General features: G+C 74.6%; 8 protein-coding genes. 1 reads left to right on the top strand and 7 read right to left on the bottom strand.

The window, feature by feature from the left end:
* Positions 1–130 precede the first annotated feature (130 nt).
* Positions 131–2,236 carry a S8 family serine peptidase gene (locus tag OC439_RS21755; protein ID WP_262015038.1) on the top strand — a complete coding sequence of 702 codons (2,106 nt, stop codon included), beginning with the start codon at positions 131–133 and terminating at the stop codon, positions 2,234–2,236.
* Between the two features lie 23 nt (positions 2,237–2,259).
* Here the strand turns inward: OC439_RS21755 and OC439_RS21750 are convergent, their stop codons facing one another.
* The 7 genes from OC439_RS21750 to OC439_RS21720 form a co-directional block, all read right to left on the bottom strand.
* Positions 2,260–3,159, bottom strand: coding sequence for a UDP-N-acetylglucosamine-transferase (locus OC439_RS21750; RefSeq protein ID WP_262015037.1), 900 nt, complete (start codon positions 3,157–3,159; stop codon positions 2,260–2,262).
* Entirely contained in the window at positions 3,156–4,088 is a 933-nt protein-coding gene (locus OC439_RS21745) for a hypothetical protein (RefSeq protein ID WP_262015036.1), read from the bottom strand. Before OC439_RS21745 ends, OC439_RS21750 begins: the two co-directional genes overlap by 4 nt.
* Positions 4,089–4,209: 121 nt before the next feature.
* Positions 4,210–5,127: a hypothetical protein gene (locus OC439_RS21740; protein ID WP_262015035.1), complete on the bottom strand. Its 918-nt coding sequence runs from the start codon at positions 5,125–5,127 to the stop codon at positions 4,210–4,212.
* Positions 5,124–5,627: a type VII secretion system-associated protein gene (locus tag OC439_RS21735; protein WP_262015034.1), complete on the bottom strand. Its 504-nt coding sequence runs from the start codon at positions 5,625–5,627 to the stop codon at positions 5,124–5,126. The genes OC439_RS21740 and OC439_RS21735 overlap by 4 nt, the downstream gene beginning before the upstream one ends.
* Positions 5,624–6,028 carry a type VII secretion system-associated protein gene (locus OC439_RS21730; RefSeq protein ID WP_262015033.1) on the bottom strand — a complete coding sequence of 135 codons (405 nt, stop codon included), beginning with the start codon at positions 6,026–6,028 and terminating at the stop codon, positions 5,624–5,626. The genes OC439_RS21735 and OC439_RS21730 overlap by 4 nt, the downstream gene beginning before the upstream one ends.
* A 20-nt stretch (positions 6,029–6,048) precedes the next feature.
* On the bottom strand, positions 6,049–6,372 hold the full coding sequence (locus OC439_RS21725) for a YrhB family protein (protein ID WP_262015032.1): 324 nt from the start codon (positions 6,370–6,372) through the stop codon (positions 6,049–6,051).
* A 77-nt stretch (positions 6,373–6,449) separates the two neighbouring features.
* Entirely contained in the window at positions 6,450–26,021 is a 19,572-nt protein-coding gene (locus OC439_RS21720; protein WP_262015031.1) for a DUF6531 domain-containing protein, read from the bottom strand.
* Positions 26,022–26,040 lie beyond the last annotated feature (19 nt).

Genomic DNA, 26,040 nt, shown 5'->3' with positions numbered 1-26,040 from the left:
GTCTGGTATGGACAGTCTTCTCGACCGGGTTCAAGAGTGGATCGATGACGGATGGTTCGGACGCCCGGCGTCCGCGGCACCACGCGACGTCCGGGACCACGCCCGTGACCGGCACCCGAGGTGGCCGCGGATGACGCGTACCGCACCGGCCGTCGTCCGGGCCGCGCTCGCCGCCGTCGTCGCGTCGGCGGTGCTCGCGCTGACGCCACTTCCGGCGTCGGCGGCCCGCCCTGACGGTGAGCCCGTCAAGTTCTACACGGTCGAGGCGGCCCACCAGGGCGAGCCGGAGAACCTCACCGAGATCGCGGAGCGGTTCCTCGGGGACGGCGCGCGAGCGGCCGAACTGTTCGCGCTCAACAGCGGGCGGATCCAGCCGGACGGCGGCACCCTCACCGACGGCGCCCGGCTCCGGGCCGGCTGGGTGCTCGTGCTGCCGTGGGACGCGTACGGCAGCGAGGTCCGCCAGGGCGTCCCGCCGGCCCCGAAGCCGGCACCGGGTACATCCACACCGGACAAAGGGCAGCGCACCGCCGACGGTGACGCGGCCGCCCGCCCGCCGAAGGGGTGCCGCACCGTCGCGACGTCGCGCGCCACCTCGTCGTGGGCCGGCCCGCGCGTCGCCGCCGACCAGGCGTGGGCGCACAGCCGGGGCCGGGACCAGCTCGTGGCAGTCGTCGACTCCGGCGTCGCCGGCAGCCTGGCCCCGCTCGCCGGCCGGGTGACGACCGGCGTCGACCGGGCGACCGGCGGCACCCGCGGTGACACCGACTGTCTCGGCACCGGTACGGCGATGGCCGGGCTGATCGTGGCGCAGCCGGTGAAGGGGTCGGCGGTCGCCGGCGTCGCGCCGGACGCGGCGGTCATGCCCGTCCGCGTGGCGGGCAGGACTGCCGGCGCCTCCGCCGCGGCCAGCGCGGCCGGCATCCGGGCGGCGGTCGGCTCCGGCGCCTCCGTCATCGCGGTCGGGCCGCAGGTGGACCTCGGACAGGCCGAGGTGGTGACCGCCGTCAACGAGGCGGTCGACGCGGGCGTGGTGGTCGTGGTGGGCGCCGCCGGCGAGCAGGAGCCGGCGGATCCGGAGGTACCGCTGCGCGATGCGGTGCTGCGCGTGGGCGGGATCGGGCCGGACGGGGGTACCGCCGGCAGCTACCGGTCCGGCGGCGTGGACGTGGTCGCGCCGGGCGTCGACGTGACAAGCCTCGGCATCACCGGCACCCGGCCGGTGACCGGCACCGGCACGCACCACGCCGTCGCGTACGTGGCGGGGCAGGCGGCGCTGATCCGGTCGGCGTACCCGGACCTCGACCCGGCGCAGGTCCGCAACCGGGTGCTGAAGACGGCGAAGACCACCGGCGGCCTCGCGCCGGAGATCGACCTGACCGCCTCCGTCACCGCCGTGCTGCCCGAGGAGGCACCCCGGGCGGAGGCGGCCGAGCAGACGTCCGGCTCCACCGCTGGGATCGGCCGGCGGGCGGCGTTGCTGGCGCTCGCCGGGCTGGCGGCGCTCGCCGCCGTCCTGCTGGGCCTGCGCGCGCGCCGCCGGGCGGGAGCGGGCGACGGTGCCGGATCACCCGAGGCGGCACCGGCCGTGACGCCGTCCCCGTCCGCCGCCGCCTCGGCGGAACCCGCCCCGACACGCATCGACCCGGCCGTGCACGCGGCAGCAGTGGCCGAACAGGCCGGCACCTGGCAGGCCGACCCTGACCCGGCCGGCACGCTTCGGGCCGACCCCCGTTCGCCCGGCGCGGTTCCAACCAGCACGGACTCCGAGGACACCGTTCCGGGCGACACCGGGCCGGCCGTGACGGCGGCGGTGGCGGAGCTGAGCCGCGACCCCGCGCTGCGTCACCTGGCCGCCGACGAGGCGGGGATGGCGTACCTGGCGGAGACCCGGCCGGAGGCGCGCGAGAAGGCGCTCATCGGCCTGGTGCCGGGAATGGATGACGAGACGGTCGCCGCGCTGCCGGCGATGGTGACGGCGCTACCCGGCACCGACGAGCAGGAACAGTCGCTCACCGGTGTCCTGGTGGACGTCCGGCGTCACCTGCGCGGTGACCCGCTGGCGCTGGACCGGGCGCTGGTGCGGGCCGGGAAGGTCCGGTGGCAGTCCCAGTACGAGCTGGCCGAGCACGTGACGTCGTATGCGCAGCAGCATCCGGAGCTGGCGCGGCTCGCCACCGCCATCGCCGAGACCCGCTGGTCGAGCGGCGCCGGGGAACCGGCGCGGGGCACCTGATCAGACCGGCGCGGGCGGGCCGGTCAGAGCACCACCAGTTCCTGGGCCAGCATGTCGGTCCAGGTGCGCCGGGTGAAGTTGCAGCCGGTGTGCGCCACGAACTCCTCCAGGGTGCGTACCGGCCCGATGCCGAGCCGGTCCACCGGCGGCGTGTGCAGCATGTAGAGCACCCGGCGGCGGCTCAGCTCCTCGTAGCGGGCCCAGTCGGACTCGACGTGGTCGCTCCAGTGCCGCGGCCTGTCCTGCCGGATGTAGTAGTGCCAGGTCAGCACCTCGGTGGGGTGGAACAGGTCGTAGCCCCACGTGAAGGCGCGCAGGGCCAGGGTGATCTCCTCGCCGTGGAAGTAGATGCCCGGGTCGTAGGGGACCTCGGTGACGAACGAGCCGGGCGCGAAGAGGAACCCGGCGGCCAGGAACAGCGCCGGCTTGGGCGGTACGCCGGGCGCGGCCCCCTCGATCAGGCGCTGACCGAAGACCGGTACGCCGACGTTCGTCCAGTCGTTGACGACGATCTCGGCGGGCGCGCCCGCGCCGGTGAACTCCTGATCGGGCTCGTAGCTCGGCGGGTACGCGGTAAGGACCGGCTTCGCCGCTCCGGTCTCCCGCGCCATCCGGATCATCCGTACGTCCCAGTCCGGCGCGAACCGGGTGTGGCTGTCCACCTGCAACAGCCAGTCCTCGCCGCGGTACCGCTGGAACGTCTTGTCCCGGGCCCAGCAGGCGCCGCGGCTGTCCCGGGCGTCGTACTCCTGCACGTCCACCTGCGGCAGGTCCCGGATGGCGGAGATGTCCTCGTCGCCGAGGTGCTGCCAGCACACCGCGATGCGGACGTCCTCCGGGTGCGCGGCCTTGGCCAGGCAGTCCAGCACCGTCGGCACCAGTTCCCGGTCCCGGTACGACGCGATCGCCACGAAGATCGTCACGCGTCCGCCTCCGCCGGGACGAGGGCGTACGACTGGAACAGCAGCGCCAGCGCGCGGTGCTCGTCGGCGGGGTCGGTGGCCGGCAGCAGGTCGCCGCGCGACCGGATGTGGGCCAGCAGGTCCGGCTCGGGCGCCAGCCCGTACGCCTGGAGGTAGTAGGCGACGGACTCGGGCCAGAGCCAGCGCCCGTCGGTGCGGTAGGTCATCGGCACGACCAGGCCGCGTGCGGGCTCCACCACGTCGGGCCCTCGTGCGGTGGTGGCGAGCACCGGCGTGCCCGCGTCCAGGTACGCCGCCGCCCCTGCTAGTTCGGTTCCGGCCAGCCGCTCCCGGTCCGGCGCGAAGTGCGCGCCGTCGTCGTCCACCTCGTCGAAGACGCGGGCGATCCGCAACGGTTCGGTGTCCCGGTCGGCCCAGAGCAGCGCGCCGGACCGGCGGGCCGCGGACGCGTACGGCGGGAGCTTGTCGCCGGGGCGGTACACCTCGACCAGCGGCGCCGAGATCCCGGCCCCGGCCAGCGCCCGCATCATGGTCGCCGCCGTCGCGGCCTGCGGCCCACTGGTCTCCAGCACGTAGACCGGCGCGGGCGGGATCACCGCGGCCGCCCACTCCGGGGCGATCCGCCATCCGCGCCACAGCGCCACCGCGCCGGGCTGCTGCCGGACCGCCGCGACCGCGACCCGGTCGGTGTCGTCCATCAGGCCGTCGCGGCCGGTGAGGTCGGCCAGCGGCGGCACCCGCCCGCCGAAGACACGCGGATTCGGTACGGCGGACGCGAACGTGAACGGCATGTCGACAGGTCCGGGCGGCTCGGGGAGGGACACCGTGCCGGTGTCGGCGAGCCGGAGCCGCGCCTCGGCGAGCGTGGCGTCCGGCACCCGGCCACCGAGATGCAGCAGCGCGGTGTGCAGCTCGTCCTGCTCCGTCATTCCCGGCCTCCTCGCGTTCTCGTCGGCGGGCGCATTCGACCACGGCGGCAGCCGGGAGCGCCGGGCCGCGCGAGGGCTCGTGCCCGAGAAACACCGCGACCGGGGCCGTTCGTGCATCCGGTCAGAGCGCGCCCGCGCGTACCAGGGCGGCGAGCGCCCGGTGGACGGCGACCGCGCCGGCCGGCGTGGGTGGGTCGGCCCGGCACCGCCGCAGGTGCCGCAACAGACCCTCGTCGGCCAGCGCGCCCTCGTCGAGCAGCCGGTCGGCCACGTCGGCCGGCCAGACCCAGGCGCCGTCGGTGCGCAGGTGCGCGGTCAGGGCGGGCGCCGACCGCAGGTGGGTGACGAACGCGGCGACCTCGTCGTCGTCGACCGGCAGCCGGGCGTCCCCGTCGGCGGCCAGGCGTACCTCGCCGGGCGGCTGCGGGGCCCAGATGAGCGCGGACCGGGACCGGGCCGTCCACTGGTACGCGGGCAGCGGCAGGTCGGGCCGGTACACCTCGACCGGCGCGGCGTGCCCGGCGTCGGAGAGCGCCCGCTGTCCCCGGTCGGCGACGGCGGGCAGCTCGTCGTCGGGCGCCGTGGCCTCGACCAGGTAGACGCGCACGGCGTCGACGGTGTCGTCCGGCTCCCGGGTGATCCGCCAGCAGCGCCACACCCCGGCGGTACTGTCCGGGTCCAGCACGTCGAGCAGCGCCCGGTCGAGGCCGTCCACGGTGCCACCGGCGGTCTCGTCCACCACCGGTGGCCCGGCCGTCGCATACAGCGGCAGGTCGGCCGGCGGGAACGGGACGAACAGGGCCACCAGATCGGCGTCCACGTCCTCGTCCGCCGCCGGGCCGGGCAGCGGCGTCTGCGGGGGCAGCAGCGCGGCGAGCACCGCGATCTCCGCCGCGGACTGCGGGAACGCGCCGAGCAGCCCGGCCGCGCAGGCGCCGTGGTTGCCGCGGGCGAGCAGGGTACGCAGGCCGGCGAGGTAGTCGTCCGGGATCCGGCCGGCGGCGCGCAGGCAGAGCAGGTGCAGCAGGTCCGTGCTCATCGCGTCGCCGCCGTCTCGCGCAGGAACGCGGCGGCCAGCCGGGCGGGCGCCGGGCCGCCGGGGTTGACGAGCGCGTCGCGGTCACCGGCCACGGCGGCCAGTTCCGCCAGGTCCAGCCGCCGCCACCCGGGCGCGGGCACCGGTTCCCGGTGGGGTTCGCCGGTCGCGACCACCACACACCGCTCGTCGTCGGGGGCGTGGACGACGAGCGGCCGCCCGTCGCCGTTCACTGCGAGGTGCAGGGTGGACGCGCGTAGCACCGCCCGCAGGTGCGCCGGCCGCACCGCACCGGCGGCCGCGACCATGCGCAGCAGGGCGTCGAGCGGGTCGGCGGGGGAGTCCGGGAAGTGCCGGCGGTAGTCCGGGTTGCCCCGGAAATCGCCCACCTCGCCGTCCTCGCCGACCTGCCACACCCCGAGGACCGCCTCGAACGGCGGCTCGTCGTCCTCACCTGCCGGCCACTCCGGGTCGAGCAGGAACACGAACTCGTCGTCGCTCATCCGCCCGTGTCCTCGTCCGCGTACCGGAGCGCGTGCCAGACGAGCGCGGCGGCCAGCCGTGCCGGCTCGGGGCCGTTCGGGTCGACCAGGACGTCGATGCCGTCCGGCAGCAGTTCGGCCAGCTCGACCACCTCGACCCGGCGCCACTCGGGCGCGAAGGTACGCGCGCGCTCCTCGTCCGTGGTCGCCACCGTCACGCACGGCACGTCGTCGAAGGAGCGGACGACGAGTGGACGGCCGTCGCCGTTCATCGCGAGGTCGAGCCGGGCGCCCCGCAGCGCGGACTGCACCTGCTCGATCGTGGCGTCACCGCGCATCATCCGGCGTAGCAGCACGTCGAGCGGCTCGGCGCTGTCGGTCATGGTTCCTCCAGGTGGCGGCGGCCCGCCGCGAGGGTTCACGGCGGGCCGCCCGTCCGGGCTCAGGCGAACGGGTCCGGTGCGGCCGGGACCGGCACCGCCGGCAGCCCCTCCCGCGCGGCGTACTCGTTGAGCCAGCGCTCCAGCGGCGGGCCGGACGGCGCCACCCACGGCTCGGCGCCGTTCTTCGGTACGACCAGCGGGCCCACCGCGAGCGCGTCCATGATGCTGCCGGTCTCGGTGGCCCGGACCGTGTTGAACGGGTAGACCCAGCACCACTCGTACTCGGCCGGGGCGTCCGGGGCGAGCAGCGTCAGCGGCTGCCCCGGGTTCTCCAGCCCGCGCAGCGCGGCCTGCGCCCGGTTGCGGGCGTCGTCGGCGTTCATCGGGTAGTCCTTCTCTGTCGATGGTGGTCGGACGGGTGCCCGCCCCGGCCGCCGTGACGGCCGGGACGGGCGGCGGGTCACCGCCGGGGTACCGGGGCGAGGCGCGATTCCGGCAGGGAACCGCCGGAGGTGGACACCGCGGCGTCGTACGCGAAGCGCGTCACCGACTCGCCGGTGCGCCGTTCCACCACCCGGCCGAGCAGGTCGTACGTGTAGTGCGTGACCTCGCCGGCCGCGTCGGTGCGCTCGACGAGCTGCCCGGCGGCGTCGTAGACGTACCGCTGGGTGCGGCCGTCGAAGTCGGTCTCGGACACCATCCGGCCGTTCGGGTCGTACGTGTAGCTCCACGTCGCACCGGCCGGGTCGGTGACCCGGACCAGCCGCAGCTCGGTGTCGTACGCGTACTCGGTGCGGTTGCCCTCGTCGTCGATCTCGGCCGTGACCAGGTCGAACGCGCCGTACTCGCGGATCGTCCGGCGGCCGCTGGCGTCGACCCACTCGACCAGGTTGCCCTCGCCGTCGTAGAGGAACTCCTCGACCGAGCCGTCCGGGTTCTCCCGCCAGGCCAGGTCACCCTCCAGCGTCCAGCCGAACTCGGTGAGACCGGTGTCGTCCTGGATGCTGAACAGGCGGCCGAGCGCGTCGTAGGTGTACTCGGTCTCGCCCTGACCGGTGCTCACCGCGGTGATCTGCCGGGCCGTGTTGTGCACGACGGCGGTCGGGCCGACGTGGGTGGTCGTGCCCCGCCCGTCGGCGGCCGGCTGCTCGTACCGGACCACCTCACCGGAGGCGTCCACCTCGGCGATCAGCAGGCCGTCCGGGCCGAACTGGCGGTTGCGGGTGCTGCCGTCGAAGTCGGTCCAGGACACCGCGCGACCGAGTTCGTCGTACGTGGTGACGGACCGGCTGCCGTCCGGCCGGACGACAGCGACCAGCCGCCCGAGCGCGTCGTACTCGCTGGTGGTGGTGCGGCCCAGCGGGTCGGTCGTGGACCGCAGGCGGTACGCCTCGTCCCAGACGTTGCGCGTGGTAGCGCCGAGCGCGTCGGTCTCCGCGACCACCTGGAAGCGGTCGTTGAGGTCGTAGACGCGCACCGCGCCGAGCGAGTCGGTCACCACCGTGCGGCCCGGCCGGTAGTCGAACCGGTAGCGCAGGTAGCCGCCCCTGCCGTCGGTGGCCACGCACCGGCCGGCCTCGTCGTAGGTGTACGTGTACCACTCGCCGTTGCGGTCCTCCCAGCGCACCAGCCGCCCGTCGGCGTACGTGAAGCGCTCGGGGTCGCCCGAGGAGTTCGTCACCTCGATCAGGTTGAGGTCGGCGTCGTAGCCGAACTGCGACGCCGCCATCAGGTCACCGGCCGCGTTGGGCAGGGAGACCATCGTGACCAGTCCGGCGGACGAGGTGAACGCGATGGTGGCGCCGGTGGACGACAGCAGCTGCGTCGGCGTACCCCGGCGGTCGCGCTGGATCGTCCAGCGGACGCCGCCGTCGGTGACGTCGGTGAGCAGCGACTCGGTGTCCGACGCCGCGGCGAACAGCAGGCTGCGGCCGGACGTCGGATCGGTCAGCAACCAGCCGCCGCCCACCAGCCGGCGCAGCGGCAGCGTCCGGCCGGTCTCCGGCTGCGCCACCTCGCCCTCGGCTGGCAGCGGATACGTGAGCAGCGAACCGTCGGCGGCCAGGTACCGGACCTGCTCGCCGTCAACGATGATCCGCTGGTCCAGCGTCGAGGCCCAGGCCCGGCCGAACGACCGGCCCCACCGGTAGTCGGAGCGGTACGTCCGCTCCAGCGTGAGCCCCGGCATGACCGCGTCGGTGTGGGAGAGGATCATCCGGCCGGTGGTGACGTCGATCGGGTCACCCACCGTCGGCGTCTCCGCGGTGGTCTTCGCCACCGCCTCGGGTGCCACGCCGGCGAACGTCTCCGTGGTAGGCGAGAAGTCCGCCATGTCCACGTCGGAGTCGGCGTCGCGGACGGAGGTCATGTCCACGTCGCTGTCGCCGTCGCGAACCGAGGCCATGTCCGTGTCGGAGTCGGTGTCGCGGACGGAGGCCATGTCGACGTCGCTGCCGGGTGCCGGGTCGCTGGTCCGGATGACGACGACCGAGCCGTCGGGGGAGATCGACGGGAGCGTGGCGAGCCCGGGGACCTGGGCGTCCTCGAAGGTGACCCGGCCCTGCCCGTCCTTCGACACGTTGATGACGTGCCCGACGGTCCCCGGACCACCGGGCCGCAGGCCGACGATCGCGGTGGTGCCGTTCGGCATGGCGCCGAGGGCCTCCATCAGACCGCGGATGCTGCCGACCTCGTCGACACTGCGGCCCGGGTACCGCTTCATGACCTCGCCGATCTCCATCGGCTGGGTCTGCGCCGGCACCTGGGTGACCGCGCCGGTCTGCCGGTACGCGTCGACGGCCAGGGTGAGCGGCACACAGTCGACGTTGGCGGCGACGCTGCCGGCGTCCCGGTTGTCGTTGATCCGGCGCAGGTGGTCGCGGTCGACGGCGTTGAGCGTGCCGAGGTCCGCGTCCGTGGCGGCGGTGGCACCGTGCAGGTTGGCGGCCAGCACCCGCAGCGTCGACCCGTCGGTCAACGTGTACTCGTACGACAACTGGTCCCGGAACGAGTCGAGGATCCGGGCCTGCGCGTTCGGGTCGCCCTGCGCCGCCGTCAACTGGTCGGCGAGCGGGGTACGGAACGGGTCGGTGACCGGCGCGGCGGCGCCCCGGACGTCGGTGGTGCCGGTCTGCGGGCCCTGGAAGCCGTACCGGGGATCGCCGTGGCGCCCGCGACGGCTGCTGCCGCCCCGGCGCTCCGGGCTGCGTGACCTGTCGCTACGCGGCGCGACGGTCACGATCCGGGCGTTCGACGAACTCGCCGCCGGGGCCGGCGCGCCGGTGAACTCGGTCTCGGTGTAGTACGGGGCGGTGTCGGTGATCGCGTTGGGCCGCTGGCGCGGCATGATGCTCGCCACCGGGGGCCGGCTCTCGCGGGGCACGAACTCGTCGCCGGCGTATCCCGGCGCGGCCGGGGGGAACCACGACGGGATGTCGCGCCACTTGTCGGCGGCGTCCTGCCTGTGCTTGGCGTGCGCGATGTAGTCCAGCGCGATGGGCAGCGAGTTGACTTCCGACTCGTAGCCGCGGGCGTTCTCCGCGAAGCTCACGATCCGGGCGAAGTCCCGCCCGGCCTCGGACTCGATCTGGTCGAGCCGGATCTGGCCGCGCAGGTACCTGGCGATCTGGCTCGCGGTCCGCCGGCCGCCGCCGCGCTCCTCGGCGATGCGGTTGCCGAGGCCGATGTGCGTCCGCGTCACACCCCGTCGCGTGGTCGTGGTGGTGTTGTAGTAGTTCAGTGCGCCGACCAGCGGCTCGTTCTGGTGGCCGATCGCGTCCGACCGGACACCCGTGTAGGGCCGCGTGCCGATGTGCGGGAACACCGCTTCGCGGATCTCCTGGTAGCTCTGGAACGCGGCGGAGTTCGGATTTTGGAGGTCGGCCCGCGACGCCGGCGCGACGTCGTCGAACCATTGGCGGGCGTGATATCCGACGGCGCCGGCCGGGGTGGAGACCGGCGGCGGCGACGGCGTGTCGCGCATCCGGGTCTCGTACCGCAGGACCCGGCCGTGCTCGTCCAGGATGGCGACCTGCATCTGGAACGGCATGCCGTAGAGCGCGCTCGGCGGCGGCGGTGCCGCGTTCGCAGGCAGGCTGCTCGGTGTCTGGTCGGACGGCGCGGCGAGTGCCGGCTCCACAGCGGCCAGCGGGTGCGGCGTCGCCGGCGCCGGTGTGCAACTGGTCAGGCCCAGCGGGTCGGCCACGGTCAGCGGGTCGCTCACGTACGCGGTCGGGTTCGGCCCGCCTGACAGGCCCAGCGGATCCGGGCTGACGTACCGGCCGGTGGCCGGGTCGTAGTAGCGGAACCGGTTGTAGTGCAGGCCGGTCTCGGCGTCGACGTACTGGCCGGGGAAGGCCAGCGGCGTCGCGGTCCGGTCCGCGCCGCGTCCCCACAGGTCGCCCCGCGACCACCAGCGCAGCCCGCCGCCCGGCTCGACCAGGTGGGTCGGGGTGCCGATGCGGTCGGTGATCACCGCGCGGAGCGTGCCGTCGTCGGTCTGCGCGACCGGCACCGGCGCGTCCGGGCGGTAGTCCCACGTGGTCGTGGTGGTGGCGCCGGTGCCGTCGCGGTGCGTCTGCTCCAGCATCAGGTCACCGGACCAGGCGAAGGACACCTCCTCCAGCACCCGGTCGTCGTCGCCGAGGCGCTGCTTGGCGATACGCCGGCCGAAACCGTCGTAGCGGTAGCGCCAGCGGTCGCCGTCGGGCGTGACGGCCAGGACCATCCGGTCCTCGGCGTCCCACTCGAAGCGCCACGCACCCGCGTCGTCGACCCGGCCGGTGAGGCGGCCCTTCGCGTCGTAGGAGAACGTCGCGTCGTCGGAGCGCACGAGCATGGTGCCGGTGAACTCCCAGCGCCCGCCCCCGGCGCCGACCAGGTTGCCGGCCTCGTCGTAGTCGTACCGCTGCGGGACGTCGCCGTCGACGGTCCGGATGCGGCCGGTGTCGTCGGCGGTGAAGGACTGGTCACCGGCGAGCGAGTCGGCGATCGCGGTGACCCGGTCGGCGGCGTCGTAGGTGTAGCGGCGCTCGGCGGCGTCGGCGATGTGCTGCCCGGTGAGGCGCCCGGCCGCGTCGAAGGTCTGCCGCAGCGCGACCAGGCCGCCGACGGTCCGGCCGATCTCCCGGCCGGCGTCGTCGTGGGTGAAGCCGAGCAGGTGCTCCCCGGCGGTCAGGCTCTCCGGGCGGCCGGCGGCGTCGAACGTCCACCGGCTCGACCGGCCCGACGGCGTGGTGCGCGCCGCGACCACGCCGGAGTCGGTGTACGAGGTGTGCACCGTCCGGCCGTTGATCGTCTCGGACAGCACCCGGCCCTCGGCGTCGCGGGTGAACCGCACCTGCGCGTCCGGGCTGAGCACGGCTGCCACGTGGCCGTCGGCGTCGTACTCGACGCGGGTGACGGCGTCACCGACCCGGCGTTCGACGACCCGGCCCAGCGCGTCCCAGCGGTAGCGGGTGACGGTGCCGGCGGCGTCGGTGTGCGCGACCAACTGGCCCGCTTCGTCGTGCTCGTAGCGCTGGGCACGGCCGTCGAAGTCGGTCTGCCCGCACAGGCGGCCGGCCGCGTCGTACTCGTAGCGCCACGTCCGGCCCGCCGGATTCGTCACCCCGATGAGCCGTAGTTCCGTGTCGTACGTGAACTCGGTGCGGTTCCCCGCCTGATCCACCCGTGCCGTGGGCAGATCGAAGGGGCCGTACTCGAAGCTCACCGCCCTTCCTGATGCGTCGATGACGTCCACCAGATTCCCTTCACCGTCGTAGAACCACCGTTGCGTGGAGCCGTCCGGGCGGACCCGCCACGCGAGATCCCCCTCGGCGGTCCAGCCGTACGTCGTGACCGCGCCGTCCGGGTCCCGGGTCGCCCGGACCCGTCCGAGCGCGTCGAACTCGATGTCGTCCGCGTGTGCGGGCGGGCGCGGCGGGACCGGGTGGGTCGAGCCGTCCGGGAGCGTGAGCGTGCGCGCGCCGTGGTCGAACCGGGTGACGCGACCGAGCGGGTCGGTGCGCGACAGCAGCCGGTGCGCCGCGTCCCACTCCTGCCGGACCGTCCCGCCCAGCGGGTCGACGATCGCGGTGACCAGCCGGCGCTCGTCGAACTCGTACCGGGTCACCCGGCCCAGCGAGTTCGTCACGTGGGTGACGCCGTCGTCGTAGCGCAGCGAGTAGCGCAGGACGTCACCGCCGCCGCCGGCTCGGACGCAGCGGCCCGCCTCGTCGTAGTCGTATCCGAACCACTCGCCGTTGCGGTCCTGCCAGCGCACGAGCCGGCCCGCCTCGTCGTAGCGCAGCCGCGTCTCGTGACCGGAGGAGTTGCGGACCTCGACCAGGCGCCGCCGCTCGTCGTACCCGAAGGTGGGCAGGTGGACCGTGTCGCCCGCGGCGCGGACGTGCGCGCCGACGACCAGGCCGCCGGCCAGGTGCGGCACCACGACGAGGCCGGACGCGGAGAGCAGCAGTTCGGGCGTGCCGTCGCCGGAGCGTTCGATCCGCCACCCGGTGCGGTCGGTGACCACGTCGGTGAGCCAGGAGTCGCCGTGGGCGTCGGCGGGCGCGAACAGCAGCGACCGGCCCGGCTCGGTGAGCAGCCAGCCGCCGCCGGCCAGCCGGCGCAGCGGCCCGCCCGGTCCGGCGACCGGCAGCGCCTCGTCGCCCTCGGCCGGCATCGGGTACGTGTGGATCGAGCCGTCGGCGGCCAGGAACCGCGCGTACGTGTCGTCGGTGACGACGCGCTGGTCCAGCGTGGACGCCCAGGTCGAGCCGAAGCAGCGGCCCCAGAGGTAGTCGGAGCGGTGGGTCCGTTCCAGGGTGAGCCCCGGCAGGCGGGCGTCGACCTCGGTGTAGAGGACCCGGCCGGTGGTGACGTCGACCGGATCGCCGACCACGGGCGCCTGGGCGGTGGGCGTCGCCACCTCGGCGGCGCGCACGTCCACCGGCGGGGCCGGGGCCGGTGGTGGCGGGGCCACCTCGGCCTCGTGCGCACGGTAGGCGTCCCACCAGGCGTTCTCGGCGTCCGTCAGGGCCCGCTCGGCAGCGGCGACGGCGTCCGCGTCCGCGTCGGCCCGGGACGTCAGCCCGTCCAGGCGGGCCGCCGCGGCGGACAGCTTCTTCGCCGCGTCGGCGACGGCGAGCGCCGACGTACGCAGACCCGGAGGGAGATCCCGGCCGGTGACGTCCCGGGCCGCCGCCTCGTCCAGCCGCACCACGAAGCCGCCGGGCACCCGGACCTCCGTGCCGGCCCGGTGCCGGCCGGCCGCGTCGCGGGAACGCGCGACGAAACGGAACTCGACGTCGTACTCGACAGCCGCGGTGAGCTTGTCGTCCGGGTCGGTGCGCCGGGCCGGCTTGCCGGTCGTGCTGGCCGACACCTTGCCCTCGTCCTTCACCTGGGCGCCCGGGTCGGTCCGGTAGAGCTGCTGCTCGACCAGCGTGGCCGCGTTGACGGCGGCGAACTCCTGCCGCTCGCCCACAGTGCTCGCGCCGCCCGGATGGCCGACGCCGCCGACGACGAGCGGCCCGGCCGTCTTCAGCGCGAACGAGCGGCCCGCGGTCTGCTCGTACTCGGTGTCCGCGGCGCGTTTCGCGGAGCCGCCGATCTTCACCGTCGCGTCCGCGCGCAGGAGCTTCGGGCGGGCCACCAGGCGGGCGTCGAGGAACAGGTCGCGGCCCAGCCCGGCCGGCATCGGCAGCGGGTACGCGCCGTTCAGCATCGCCGGCAGTGCCTTGATCCGGCTCACCGTCAGCGTGTCGCGCAGGGCCGCGTCGACGTCCCGGCCGGGTACGGCGCCGGAGGCGACGAGCGCCTGCCGCGCCGCGTCGTGCAGGTCGGACAGGTCGACGAGGACGTCCTCGACGGCGAACCGGCCCGGCTCGGGCAGCCGGTCGAACCCGGCCTCCTCGCGCCATCGCCGCCGGCCCTCGTCGGTTGACTGCCCGGCGGCGACCGGTGTGACCGGGCCGGACGTGGCCAGTTCCCGGCCCTCGGTCGCCGAGTACGTGGTGACGTCGTGGACCGCGTGGACCGACACGCCGCCCTCGGGCAGCCCGCGCCCGGTGACGGTGACGGTGAGGCGGACCGGCCCGCGGTACGTGGCCACCGGGCCGGAGACGGCCAGCGACTGCTCGTACGTACGGGCGGTGCGCTCGATCGCCTTGGTGGCCCGGTTGCCGAGGGCGGCGGTGCCGGTCAGCCCGGCGGCCGCGGTGCCGGAGGCCGGGCCGTGCCCGGTGGTGCGGGTGGCGTCGTCCTGGACCCGGTCGGTCTCGGTGCCCTGCGCCCGCCCGGTCAGCGTGACCTGCGCCGCCGTCTGCGAGGTGGTACGGGTCTGCGCCTCGCCGACCACGGCCCGGTCGGTGACGGACAACTCGTCGACCAGGTCGATGCCGGTGAAGCTCGGCTCTCCCGCGGGCTCGGCGGTGAGCGTGACGTGATACGTGGCGCCCCGGAACCGCCGCTCCAGCCGTACCGTCCCGCTCCGGCCGCCGTTGAGCGCGTCGGCCAGGTGCAGGTGGGCGGCGCCGAGGAAGCCGGTGCTGCCGAGCCCTCGGATCGGGTCGTCCGGGCCGCGGTCCCGGGTGGGCGGCAGGATCGCCTGGGCGAGTTCCTCGCTCGATTCGCGGGCCAGGGCACGCCGCAGGTGCGGGATGCGATCGGTGAGGTCGAGGTGGGTGGTGACGCCGCCGATACCGAGCGACCGTGCCGGTCCGGCCCGGAACTCCGGTTGTGCCGCGTGGGCCGGTGTGCCGGGGCCCGCCGCGTCCTCGTTCTGCCGCTGCTGCGCTTCGCGTACCAGGTCGCGTTCCCGCTGCTGGTGCTCGGCCTGCTCGGCGCGCTCCTGATCCTGCTTCGCCAGCAGCGCGGCCGTGTCGGCTTCGTGCTTCGCGGCCAGATCCTCGCGTTCCTGCTGGTGGGCGGGGCCGGCGTCCGGGCGGGCGTGCTGCCGCCGCAGCAGGTCAGCCAGTTCCGTGGCCTGTTCGCGCCTGAGCCGGGCGACCTGCTCGCGCTGGCCGGCGCGGAGCGTCTCGGTGTTCTCGGCGTGCCGCAGGTGCAGCCGCACGTCGGCGGTGCCGTGCCGGCGGGCGCGGTCGCGGTCCTGGAGTCGCTTCAGCTCCGCCGGGGTCATCCGCATGACGACCGCGCCGGGCAGGGTGAGCCGCCGGCCGGCCCGCCGGGCCGGTGTGCCGGGCCAGCGGCCCAGCGGACGCAGGTTGCTGTCGTGGCGGGCCTCGGCGACCACCTCGGCCTCGACGTCCACCCGTACCAGCAGCTCACGTTCGGCCCGGCCACCGCCGAGGCGCAGCTTGGAGACTCCGGAGGCGCTGCGCTCGCTGATCCGGCCCCACGCCCGCCGCCACGGCGTGACGGACAGGATGACGGCGCCGCCGGGCCGGCCGGTGCTGCCGCCGTGGTCGGCGACCGGCCCGCTGCCCGACGCGACGCCGGTGGCGGAGACGCTCAGCTCGACCGCGCGCGCGTGAGTGGTCTTGCGGGCGGTGCCGCTGGCGAAGGTCCGCTTGACGCGGGCGAACTCGGCGTCGTCGAGCACCGTCGGGTTGGTCGGGCGCAGCCGTACCCGCACGTCGGCGCTAGCGTCGGCGGCCCGGCGGCCGTGCCACAGGTTGCTCAGCGCCAGCGGGCGGCTGAACAGCTCGGCGTCGCCGGTGAGGCGCTCGGGTGACAGCTCGTCGGCGATCACCGTGGAGATCAGGCCGTCCTCGGCGGCGTAGATGTCGTCCCGGGCGGCCTCGCGCAGCGTGTCGGCCACTGCCTCCTGCAACCGGTCGGCGCCGACGAACGACTCCACCCGGCGTCCGTCGAGGTCGTGCGGCCCGCCGGTCATCCGGCTCAGCGGCGGCGGGTACGCCATGCTCTCCACGTCGCGGGGGACCGGGCTGGGCTCGGCGTCCGGGCGCTGCCGGGAGACGCGCGTCTCCGGCACGAGCATGCGCACGTCGAGGCGGTTCGTCCGGGGCCGCGTCTCGGACGCGGCGACGACGGCGGGCACCCCCCGGCCGTACGCCCCGAACGACAGCTGCCGGCCCGCCTGGTTGACCCGGACGGTGGACCGGGTGCTGACGGTGAGGTCGAGGGTGGCGGCGAACTCGCGCAGCCGTACCTCAGTGGGTTTGCCCTCGTCGTCGAGCGCCGGTCCGTGGTCGCTCTCGGTGGACTGCCCGCCGGTGACGGCGCTCTCGTCGGTGGTGCCCCAGGTGAACGCGGCGCGTGGGCCGCCGAGCAGCGTCGACGCGGCCTGGCCCAGCGGGCCCAGGACGCGGGGCTCCAGGCTCAGCTCGGCCGACCGGCTGTCGTCGCGGGCGCTGGTCACCGTGGACCTGGCGGTCCGCTTGTCGGCCGTGCCGATCGTGTCGTGGCCGAGCAGGTCGCCGTCGGACACGTCGCGGAGGCTGCCCTGGACGGTCACCACTGTGACGTGGTCGTGGAACGTGCCGGTGCGGATCAGCGGGATCTTCAGTCCGGGGCCGACGATCCGGTCCGCCAGGTGGCGCAACTGCTCGGGAGAGAGCTGGGTCCGCAGGTCCGTGTCCCGGCTCAGCGCGGCCTGGATCTCGGGGGTCAGCCCGTCGGCGAGCTGCGCGTCGCCGAAGTGCCGCAGCATCTCGTCGCGGGTGGCCAGGCGGAACCGGTCGTGGCCGGGCACCGACCGCACCGCGTCGGCCACCGTCTCGTACAGGCCCCGGTCGCCGACCCGGGTCAGGTACGCGCCGCCGAACGACTCGCCCCGCTCGATGCGCGCCGGTGCGAAGTGGGTCCGGTCGGCGCCGTGCCGTCCGCGCCACTCCCGGCCGTCGAGGTCGAGGGCGGTGCCGGGCAGCCGGTCGCCGGTGGTCCACTGGAGCGCGTCGACGGAACCGGTCAGCATCCGCGGCGCGCGGCCCAGGACGCGCACCTGGACGCCGTACTCGACCCGGTAGCGGACGCCCGGCGCGGTGCCGGTCACCGTCTGCTTGCCGCCGGTCCACTCGGCGATCGTCCGGGTGGCGCCACGCTCCCGGCCGCCGCCGATCCGCGGCCCGACGATCAGGCTCAGCGGCGCGGTGTCCACACCCGCGCCGGCGAGGCCCCACAGACCGAACGGCCGCCTGGTGGCGGCGGCGCTCGTGCTCTCGGCGGCGAGCGTGGACGTGTCGACGTGTGTGAGCCCGTCGACCCGCTCCACCTCCTCGACGTGCCGGGCGACCAGGCGGACCTCGACGTGGCGGGCGCGGCCCGGGAAGAACCGCCGCCAGCCGCTGCGCGCGGCGCGCGGCAGCGAACCCGACCGGACCCAGCCGTCGTGGACGTTCGCCGGGTCGGTGACCACCATCGTGGGCAGGCTGCCGGAGAACGCCGCGTCGCTGAGCAGCTTCTGCATCACCGGGCGGCCGGGCGCGCCGATCCGCACGAGGTCGGCCATGCCGTCCTCGGCGAGGATCGCCTCCACCTGGTCGAAGAACGTGGCGCCCGGATCGGCCGGCCGGCTCCGGACACTCTCCACCCCGAACCGGGCCGGCACCGGCGCGTCGAGCGCACGGTCCGCGGCGGCCGGCGCGGTCGCGTCCGCCGTCCGCAACCCCGTGTGTACGGCGAGAGCGACGGTGCCCGACGTCTCGACCGGGTCGACGGCGGGACGGCCGGGCCGCACGAGCCGTGCGACGAACCGGATCGGCACCGTCACCTCGGTCAGCCCGGTGACCTTGACCGTGGTGGTGGACGTGTAGGTGTCCTTGTGGTCGGCGGAGTGTTCGGTGACCGGTGCCGTCGGCACCGAGCCGCCGACGCCGACGACGACACCGGGCATCGCGGTGACAGTCACCTTCGGCTCGACCCGCCGGTCCCGGTTGTGACGCAGCTTGTGGGTGAGGTTCTCCCGGGTCTTGGCGGTGACCTTGCGCGGGTCGTCGTGGGCCCGGTCCACTGTGAGCGCGTCCCAGTCGAGGACGGCGGTGACCCGCAGCTCCGCCGGGCGTCCGTCGATCGTCACCGGGTACGGGCGGCCCTCGCCGAGGAACTGGTCCACGTCGTCGCGGCTGTCCGCCTCCACGGTGGCGACCACGTCGTCGGACAGGCCGGGATCGAGGGTCCGCAGCGCCGCGCCGAGCGCCGCGTTCTCGGTGGCCCGTAGCTGTTCGGCGAGGCCGAGGGTGCGGCTGTCCCGCAGATAGGACGGCAGGCCCCGGCGCACCGCGTCGGGCGACGGCAGCGGCGCGGTGGTCCCGGTGGCCGACGACGTCCCGCCCGCGGTGTCCTCTCCGGTGGTGGTCTCTTCCGCGGTGCCGTCCTCGTCGGTCGACCGGGTGGCCGGGGTGTCGGCCGGCGGGTTCGCCGGGTCGTCGGGCGTGCCGGGGCCGTCGTCGCTGTCGTGGACGCCGAAGCCGCCGAAGCCGCCGAAGTCGTCGTCGCCGTCGCCGAACAGGTCGAAGCCGCCGGAGTCGCTGCCGCCGTCGGAGTCGTCGTCGGTGTCGCTCGTCGAGGTCGTCGACGCCGGCACGTGGGGCGCGTAGGTGACGTGGCCCGCCGGGTCGATCGTGCGGACCAGTTCCAGCCGGCCCCGCGGCCGGGCGCCGACCACCGGGTAGTCGCGGGGCGTCCCGGCCGGGTCGTCGTACACGACGAGGTGCACCTGGGTGCCGCGGGCGGCAGCGAACTCGACCACGTCGTGCGCGTTGGCGATGCGCTGCCGTTCGGCGTCGTCGATCGGCGTGTCGCGGCGTTGCGGCCCGGCGTCGGGGGCGAGTACGGCGCGGACGAAGTGGCCGTTGTCGTACGGGTTGCGCTGCCGCATCGCCGCGGCCTCGTCGAGGCTCATCGTGTCCCGGCCGGCGTGCAGTGTGCTCATCCGCAGGGCGTCCGCGTCGCTCCCGGGCAGGCCGCCGGCGATCGCGTCGTAGAGGGACCCCGATTGCCGGCCGAGCCCGCCACGGTCGGCGATGGCGGTGGCGGCGGCGAACTCCTGCTGGACGGTCCCGGAGTCGTTCGACGTCGCGACGAGGTGCGCGGCGACGAGGCGCTGGCTGTTCGGCAGGCCCACGGTCCGGGCCGGCCGCGCCGGGTCCAGGTCGGGATCTACCTCGGGCGGGACGTCCGGCGTCGGGGCGGTGCCCGGCGCCGGCAGCGAGACGGCGGTGACGTACCTGTTGTGTGGTTGCGCGCCGAGCTGCCGCAGCTGCTGCGGCGTGAGGGTCTCCTGCCACGTCCACGACGGGCCGGGCACCACGTCGGTGGGCGCGGCGAACGGCTTCGGGGCGGCGACTGCGGGCTTGCGCAGTTCGGCCCGGTACTCCTTGAAGCCGGTGCCTTCGGTGTAGAACAGTTGCCGGTTGACGTTCGTCGGCACGGCGTGCGACTGCGGCAGGAAGTTGCCGACGGCGAAGTCGGCCGCGAGCCGGGACAGGTCGGTGGGCGTGGCAGCGCCCACGAAGTCCGTCATGAAGGCCAGGTCGCGGTCGGGATGCCTGTTGTTCTGCGAGTCGACCTGGACGTCGACGGTGAGGACGTCCGCCGGCAGGCCGGCCGGCGTCGCCGCGCCGTGGGCGACGGCCAGCTCCTCGCCGTACGCCTGGTGCAGGCTCTCGGCCAGCAGGAGGAACTCCGCGCCCGCCTCGCCGAACCGGACCTCGGGCCGGCCCAGCGTGAGCAGGCCGTCGACGAACAGGTTCGGCTCCGGCGAGTACGGCAGCATCGGGTGGACCGTGGCCTGCCGGTCCCGGGAGCGCATGTCCTCGTCCACGGCGGTGGCGAAGTCCCGGACGAAGGCGTCCCGGCCGGCCGGTGTGCCGAGCTTGGCGAGGCCGTTGCGTACGGCGGCCAGCTTCTGTTGCTCGGTCGTGCGTTCGCTGCCCGCGGGGAGCCCGGCGATCCTCGCCTGGTGGTCGCGTGCACGTCGTTCCAGCCGCTCCCGGGTACGCCGGATCAGCTCCTCGGTGTCGCCGACACGGTAACCGCCGGAGATCATCAAAGGGCGGGCCGGTGGCTCGTCGTGCGGTCCGGTCGACTCCGGGTCGAAGCGGGTCCGGCGGTCGATGCGGTCGAACACGTGGGTGCCGTCGGCCGTCGTCCGGGCACCCCTGTCGAAGTCCTGGATCGACACGTACGGGTAGCGCCGGGACTCGCCGTCCGGGCCGCCCTGGGCGAGGCCCTGGATCGCCGCCACCGTGTCCGGGTCGCGGAGCACCTGGTTGCGGGTGCGGCCGTACGGGAACTTGTCGTTCTTCGTCCCGACCGCGTAGCCGTTGACCGCCACCGGCACGTCGAGGTCCTCGGCGAGCCGGGCGGCCCGGGCGACCGCGTCCCGGAAGGCGAGGTCCGGCACCTCGGCGGTGGTGTTGACGCCGAAGACGAACGCGACGGTGGTGCCCGGGGCGAGCCCCTCGGTGATGGCGCGGACCACCTCGGGGATCTGGTCGACGTCGTCGGCGGGCAGCATCGAGTTGACGACGAACCCGATGGGCGCCCCGTCGTCCTTGAGGTCGGCCGTCTCCTGCCGGTAGTTGCCCGGGCCGACGTCGCGGGTGTGCCGGGTCAGCTCGTCGAACCGCGCGTTGCGGCCGCCGGGCACCCGTACCGGCTGGAAGCGGACCGGTGCCGTCCGGGGCGGCAGCCCGCCACGGTCGGGCGAGAGCACGTCGCGTTGCTGACCGGCGATCCGGTGGACGTTGCGCGCCAGCAACCGCGGATCGTTGCCGGGCTGCCGCGTGGTGGTCGCCATCAGCGAGTTGTCGCCCTTGACGAAGGTGCCGTCCAGGGCGCGGTCCGCCACCGAGTACTCGTCGCGCAGACCGAGGAAGTGCCCGATCTCGTGCGCGAGGTCGAGGTCGGAGGAGTGCGTCGACCAGGTGGTCTGGGTGGTCGGTGCCGGGGTGCCGTGCAGCGCCACGACGGCGTGCGCCTCGCTCGGCCGGGTCACGAACTCCACTGTGACGTTGAGCTGATCGGCGCCGATCCGGAAGCCCTGGTTGTAGATCGCGTCGACCGCGTCGCGTACCCGGGTCTCCACGTCCGGCCGGGCATCCGCCGCCGCGTCGTCCCGGGCGTCCAGGAAGACCTTGACCGTGAAGTCCTGCACGTTGCGGTCGCCGAGGTCCAGCACCCGATGGTCGTACGCGATGCGGTTGTCCACCGCGTCGAGGCGCAGGCGGGGCCGGTCGCCCGCCGGAACGGTCAGGCCGGCCCGCTCGTACGAGCGCGCGACCACGTCGGGCACGCGGGTGTCGGGATGGAGCCCACGGTCGATGACGTCGTACGCGCTGGTGTTCGCGATCCGCCGCGGCGCGGTGTCGTGCTGCTCGGCGCGGGCCTGGGCGATCTCGTCGCGGGTCTTGGGCGTGGGGAACCGGTCCGGCAGGACTCCCGGGACGCGCAGGGTGTTGTCGACCGGGGGAGCGCCGGGTGCGGCGTCGGTGTGCCGGCGGGCGTCCGGGTCCAGCGACAGGCCGGTGACCGTGGCGAGGGCCTGGTCGACCTGGTCGGAGCCGGTCTGGCCGAGGGCGTCCCGCCACCCGTCGAAGTACGTGCGGACTCCGCCGTCGTCGTCCTGGACGAAGTCCCGCACCGTGGCGGGGTCGCCGCCGGTGCGCAGGTACTCCGACGCGTTCACGAGCAGGTCGTGGCCGTCCTGGGGGAACGACGCGGGCTCGTGATCCCACGGCCGGGTGTCACCCGCGGACCCGGTCACGGAGAGCGTGGCCTTGCCCGCCGTGAGCGCCTCCTGCCAGGTGTTCGCGCCCTCGGTGACCACGAGCGTGGCGCGGTCGCGGAGCCCGGCCATCTGCTCGGATGTGATGCGGGGCAGCGCGGCGACGTGGACGTCGGCATTGCTCGTGGTGAGGACCCGCTCGTCGTTGCCGAGGACCAGGACGACGGTCTTCCGGTCGGGCCGGGCTGCGGCGGCCAGCCGGTCGACGACCTTCTGGTGCGGGGGCGTGTCGGGCGTGTCGCCGTAGTAGACGAGCACCACGTCGGTGGCGTCGTCGTCGACCATTGTCGCGAGGTCGTCGGCCCCGGGAATGCCGGTGGCGGTGATGACGTCCCGGGCGGGCGGCGGATCGGCGGGCGGCGGGCGGCGGTAGGCCGGCACCCCGGTCGAGGTCTCGTCGAGTCTCGCCTTGACCGTCCCGGTGGTGCTGCGGACCTGCCGGGGGAACTGGTCCCACAGGAACGGCTGGAGCGTGACGACGTCGTGGTGCCGGCCGCCGGCGGCGTCGCGCAGCGGACCGGCCCACGCCTCCTGGAACCACTCCTGTTTCTGCTCCGCGGTCCACTCCGAGCCGTCGTCGTTCTTCGGTACGTCGACGGCCGGCAGCACGGTCAGCACGTCGCCCTCGGGGAGCAGGCGGGTGGCGAACTCGTCCATGCGCAGGCTCTGGGTGTTGCCCTGCTCGCGGATCTTCTTCTCCCGGAACTCCTTCTGCCGGTCCACCTGCCACGCCTTGGCCCGTGGCGCGCCGGGCCAGTCCGTCGTCTTCCAGGCTTCCTCCCGCGTGCCCTGCGGCCCCTGCGGTCGCATGACGACGTCCATCCCACCGCGGTGGCCGGTCCACTCCCGGTGGAACAGGTCGTACGAGCCCGCCGGGGTCTCGAACTCCTCCTGCCGGCCGAGCTGCTCGGCGTAGTAGGGCGTCTTGTTGCCGGGATAGGTCAGCACGACCGTGCCCCGGTAGCCGGTGGCGGCCAGCCCGTCGAGCATCGCGACCGTCGCGGCCTGGTGTCCCACGCCGGGCGACCCCTGGTCCACGACGTGCACGACGACGTACTTCTCGTTCAGCCTCTGGCCGACGGGGGTGGGCGAGGGCCGCGGGTCGCGGTGCCGCAGAGTGGCGGGTGAGAGGTCCGTCGGGGTCAGGTCGACGGCCTGGGTCGTGGGACCGGCCGATGGCGGTGGCGGCATGCCGGGTGGTGGCGGCATGCCCGGCGGTGGTGGCGGTGGGGGCATGCCCGTCATGCCGGGCGGTGGTGGCGGTGGTGGCGGCATGCCCGTCATGCCGGGCGGTGGCGGTGGTGGCGGGGCCGGGGCACGGGACGGGATCTGCGGGTTCGGACGCGGGGCCGGCGTCTGGTCGTGCGGCGTCTGCGGGGCCGGCAGGTCGCGCACCGGCCCGGCGGTCAGCGCGGCGTCGTGGATCGTCGCCAGATCCTGCTCGGTGAGATAGCCGGTCGGCCCGGCCGAGGCCGCGGCCTGCTCCGACGACGTCGGCAGGGCGCCGACGTCGAGGCCCATCACCCCGGGACGGTCGACTGTGGTGAACAGGTGCTCGGGGGCCTGGTGACCCTCCTTGGCGCCGAGGTAGTGCATCACCTCGTGCACCATCACCGAGAGGCGGTCCCCGATGTTCCACAGGTGCTGGTCGGTGCTCACCCCGGTCTCCGAGGTCACCTCGACCGGCGGGTTACGGCGTGGATCCGCCTGCCAGTCGCGGGTCATGCCGTCGCGCCACGGCGGCGTGTCGACGACCAGGTCGATGTGCAGCAGCCGGCCGTCGGGCAGCGTGTAACGGCTGTTGACCATGTCGTCGACGGTGCGCTGCACCGCCGCCGCGAAGTCCCGCAACTCCCGGGGGGACATCTGGTCGTTCTTCGAGACCAGATCCAGGTGTACGTCGAACGACCGGTAGTCCCTGCCGTCGGCGGTGAACTCCCGCGTGGTGAAGTCGATAGTCGTGATCTCGCCACGCAACAGGTGCGTGCCCGGGACGACGGTGTCCTTCCACGGCACGTACCGCTCGGTGCGCAGGCGCTTCGGTTCCGCGCTCGCCTTGGCCTGCCGGAACTGCGGGCTCGGCTCGGCCCGGGTGGGTGCGGAAGGGTCCGCGACGGCGAGCGGCGGTGCCTGCACGCTCGGCGACCCGTCCGGCGTCGGTTCGGCGGTGTCGTCCCGCCCTGCCGTCGGTCCGTCCGGCGTCGGTGCGGTGCCGACGGCGCTCGTGTCCGTGGCGTGGTCCGCCACCGTGTCGCGGCCGGTGGCGTCCACCGTGGCGTCCGAGTGGACGGCGTCGGGTGCGGCGTCGGTGATCGGGCCTGGTACCGCGACCGCCTGCTCTCCGGTGGAGGGCATGCCGGCACCCGGATCGGTGGCCGGGGAGGCGACCACGGCCGGACCGTCGACCGAGATGCCGTCGACGGGTGCCATCGGCGGTGGGGGGGCGGCGCCGACGACGTCGCCAGAGGGAGCGCTCGGCTGGCCGCTGGTGGTCGAACCCGACGACGGCGTACCGGTGGTCGATGTGCTCGTGGTCGACGTGCCGGTGCTCGGCGCGCTGGTCGGTGCGGTGGTGCCCGTGGTGCCGGCGCTCGGTGTGGCGGTGCCCGGCGTGGTGGGCGTCGGTGTGCCTGCGCTCGGCGTGGCGGTGGACGGAGCGGGACCGGCCGGGACGGCCACCGGGTCGGCAGTGGTGGCGGGCGAGGTCACGGGAGCCGGGGTCTCGGCACCGGCTGTTCCGCCGCTCGACGTCGGAGTGTCGAAACCGGGGAGTCCGCCGCCGTAGGGCGCGGCGACGTCGGCGCCTGCCGCCGGGATGCCGGTCGCGGACGTACCGGTGCCGGTGCTCGCCGGGTTGCCACCCGGCGTGCCCGCCGAGTCGGCGCGCGGTGTCGTGGCCTCGCCGCCTGCGGCCGGGCCCGGCCCGGTGGCGACACCGCCGACCGCACGCGGGTCGGCGCCGACGCCCGGACCGGCTGTGCCGGGCCCGCTCGTGGTCTGCCCTCCGGCGCTGTCGGGGCTCGTGCTGCCGGTCGGTACGCCCGCTTGCGACCCGTCGCGGACCTGACCACCGGCGGTCTGACCATCTGCGGTTGGACCGCTCGCGGTCTGGCCGCCCGGGGTCTGGCCGCCGGCGGTCTGGTCCCCGGGAGGCTGGCTGCCCGTGGCGGTGTTTCCGGCGCTGCCCTGACCGGTGCCCTGGCCGCCCGCGCCCGGGTCACCGGAGCCCTGATGCGCCGGCCCCTGACCCTCGGCGTCGCCCGGGCCGGACCCCTGACCGGCACTGCCTCCGGCGGCCGGGCCGCCCGAGGGCTGCGGACCCGGGCCGCCGCCCTGACTGCCCGGGCCGGCGGAGGAGCCGACGGGCGGGGGCACGGGTGGTCCGTCCACGGCCGTGGGTGGAGGCGTGGGAGCGGTGGTCGTGAGGTTCTTCGTCTCGATCGTCGGCGGTGGCGAGCCGGCACCGGCACCCGGGCCGTAGCTCTGGCCGACCACTGTGGCGTAGTGGTGGGCCATTCCGCCGATCATCGACGAGCTCATGGTGGCCCACGGGTTGAAGCCGCCGCCGCCGACCATCATGGTGAACAGGCCCTCGAACAGCGTCTCGGCGAGCGCCGACAGGCCCTCCCGCGACAGGACGCTGTTGTTGATCTTCGGGAAGAACTTGCCGCCGATCATCTGCACGCCGCTGACGCCCGCGCCGATGAACGCGCCACCGGCGAACGCCATCGCCAGGTCCTTGTAGTCGAGGGACTTGCGGTTGCCCTCGATGATCTGCGTGACCTGGGCGGCGGCGCTCTGCCAGAGTTCCTCCAGGCCCTCCTGGAACGCCTCCCAGGCCAGCCGCATCAGCATGTTCTGCAGCCGCTGGCGGAACAGGCTGATCAGCGCCCCGACGATCTCCTGACCGATCTTGATCAGAGCGGGCACCGCTGTGGCGCCGAAGCCGGAGGCCAGCGCGATGGCGATCTCCACGACCTGGGTGAAGGCCGCGATGACGATGTTGTACTGGGTGTTCTCCGAGTCCAGCGCGAAGTTGTAGGCCGACCCGCCCAGCGCCAGCGCGATGTTGCCGCCGGCCGGCACGTTCTTGGTGATACCGACCTGGTACTGCTGGAACGCGTCCATCGCCGGGCCGGACAGGCTCCCGGCCAGCCCGTAGCCGAGGTTGGCGGTGGCGCCCATCCCGTTGAGGATGGTGCTGCTGAGTGCGTACAGCTCGTCGCCCATGGCTCGTAGGGCGGCGGGGTCGGCCTTCGGGTACTCCTCGCCGACGGCGACGAGGATCAGGTCGTACGCCCACTGCCACTGCGGGTCGTTGGGGATGTGGAAGTCGGGCATGTCCTACCGGGCGCGGGTG

This window comes from Micromonospora sp. Mcm103, assembly GCF_024519755.1.
In the GTDB taxonomy this organism is placed as follows: Bacteria; Actinomycetota; Actinomycetes; order Mycobacteriales; family Micromonosporaceae; genus Micromonospora; species Micromonospora aurantiaca.
Note: the sequence above shows the minus strand (reverse complement) of the source record. Positions and strands in the feature narration are given on the sequence as shown.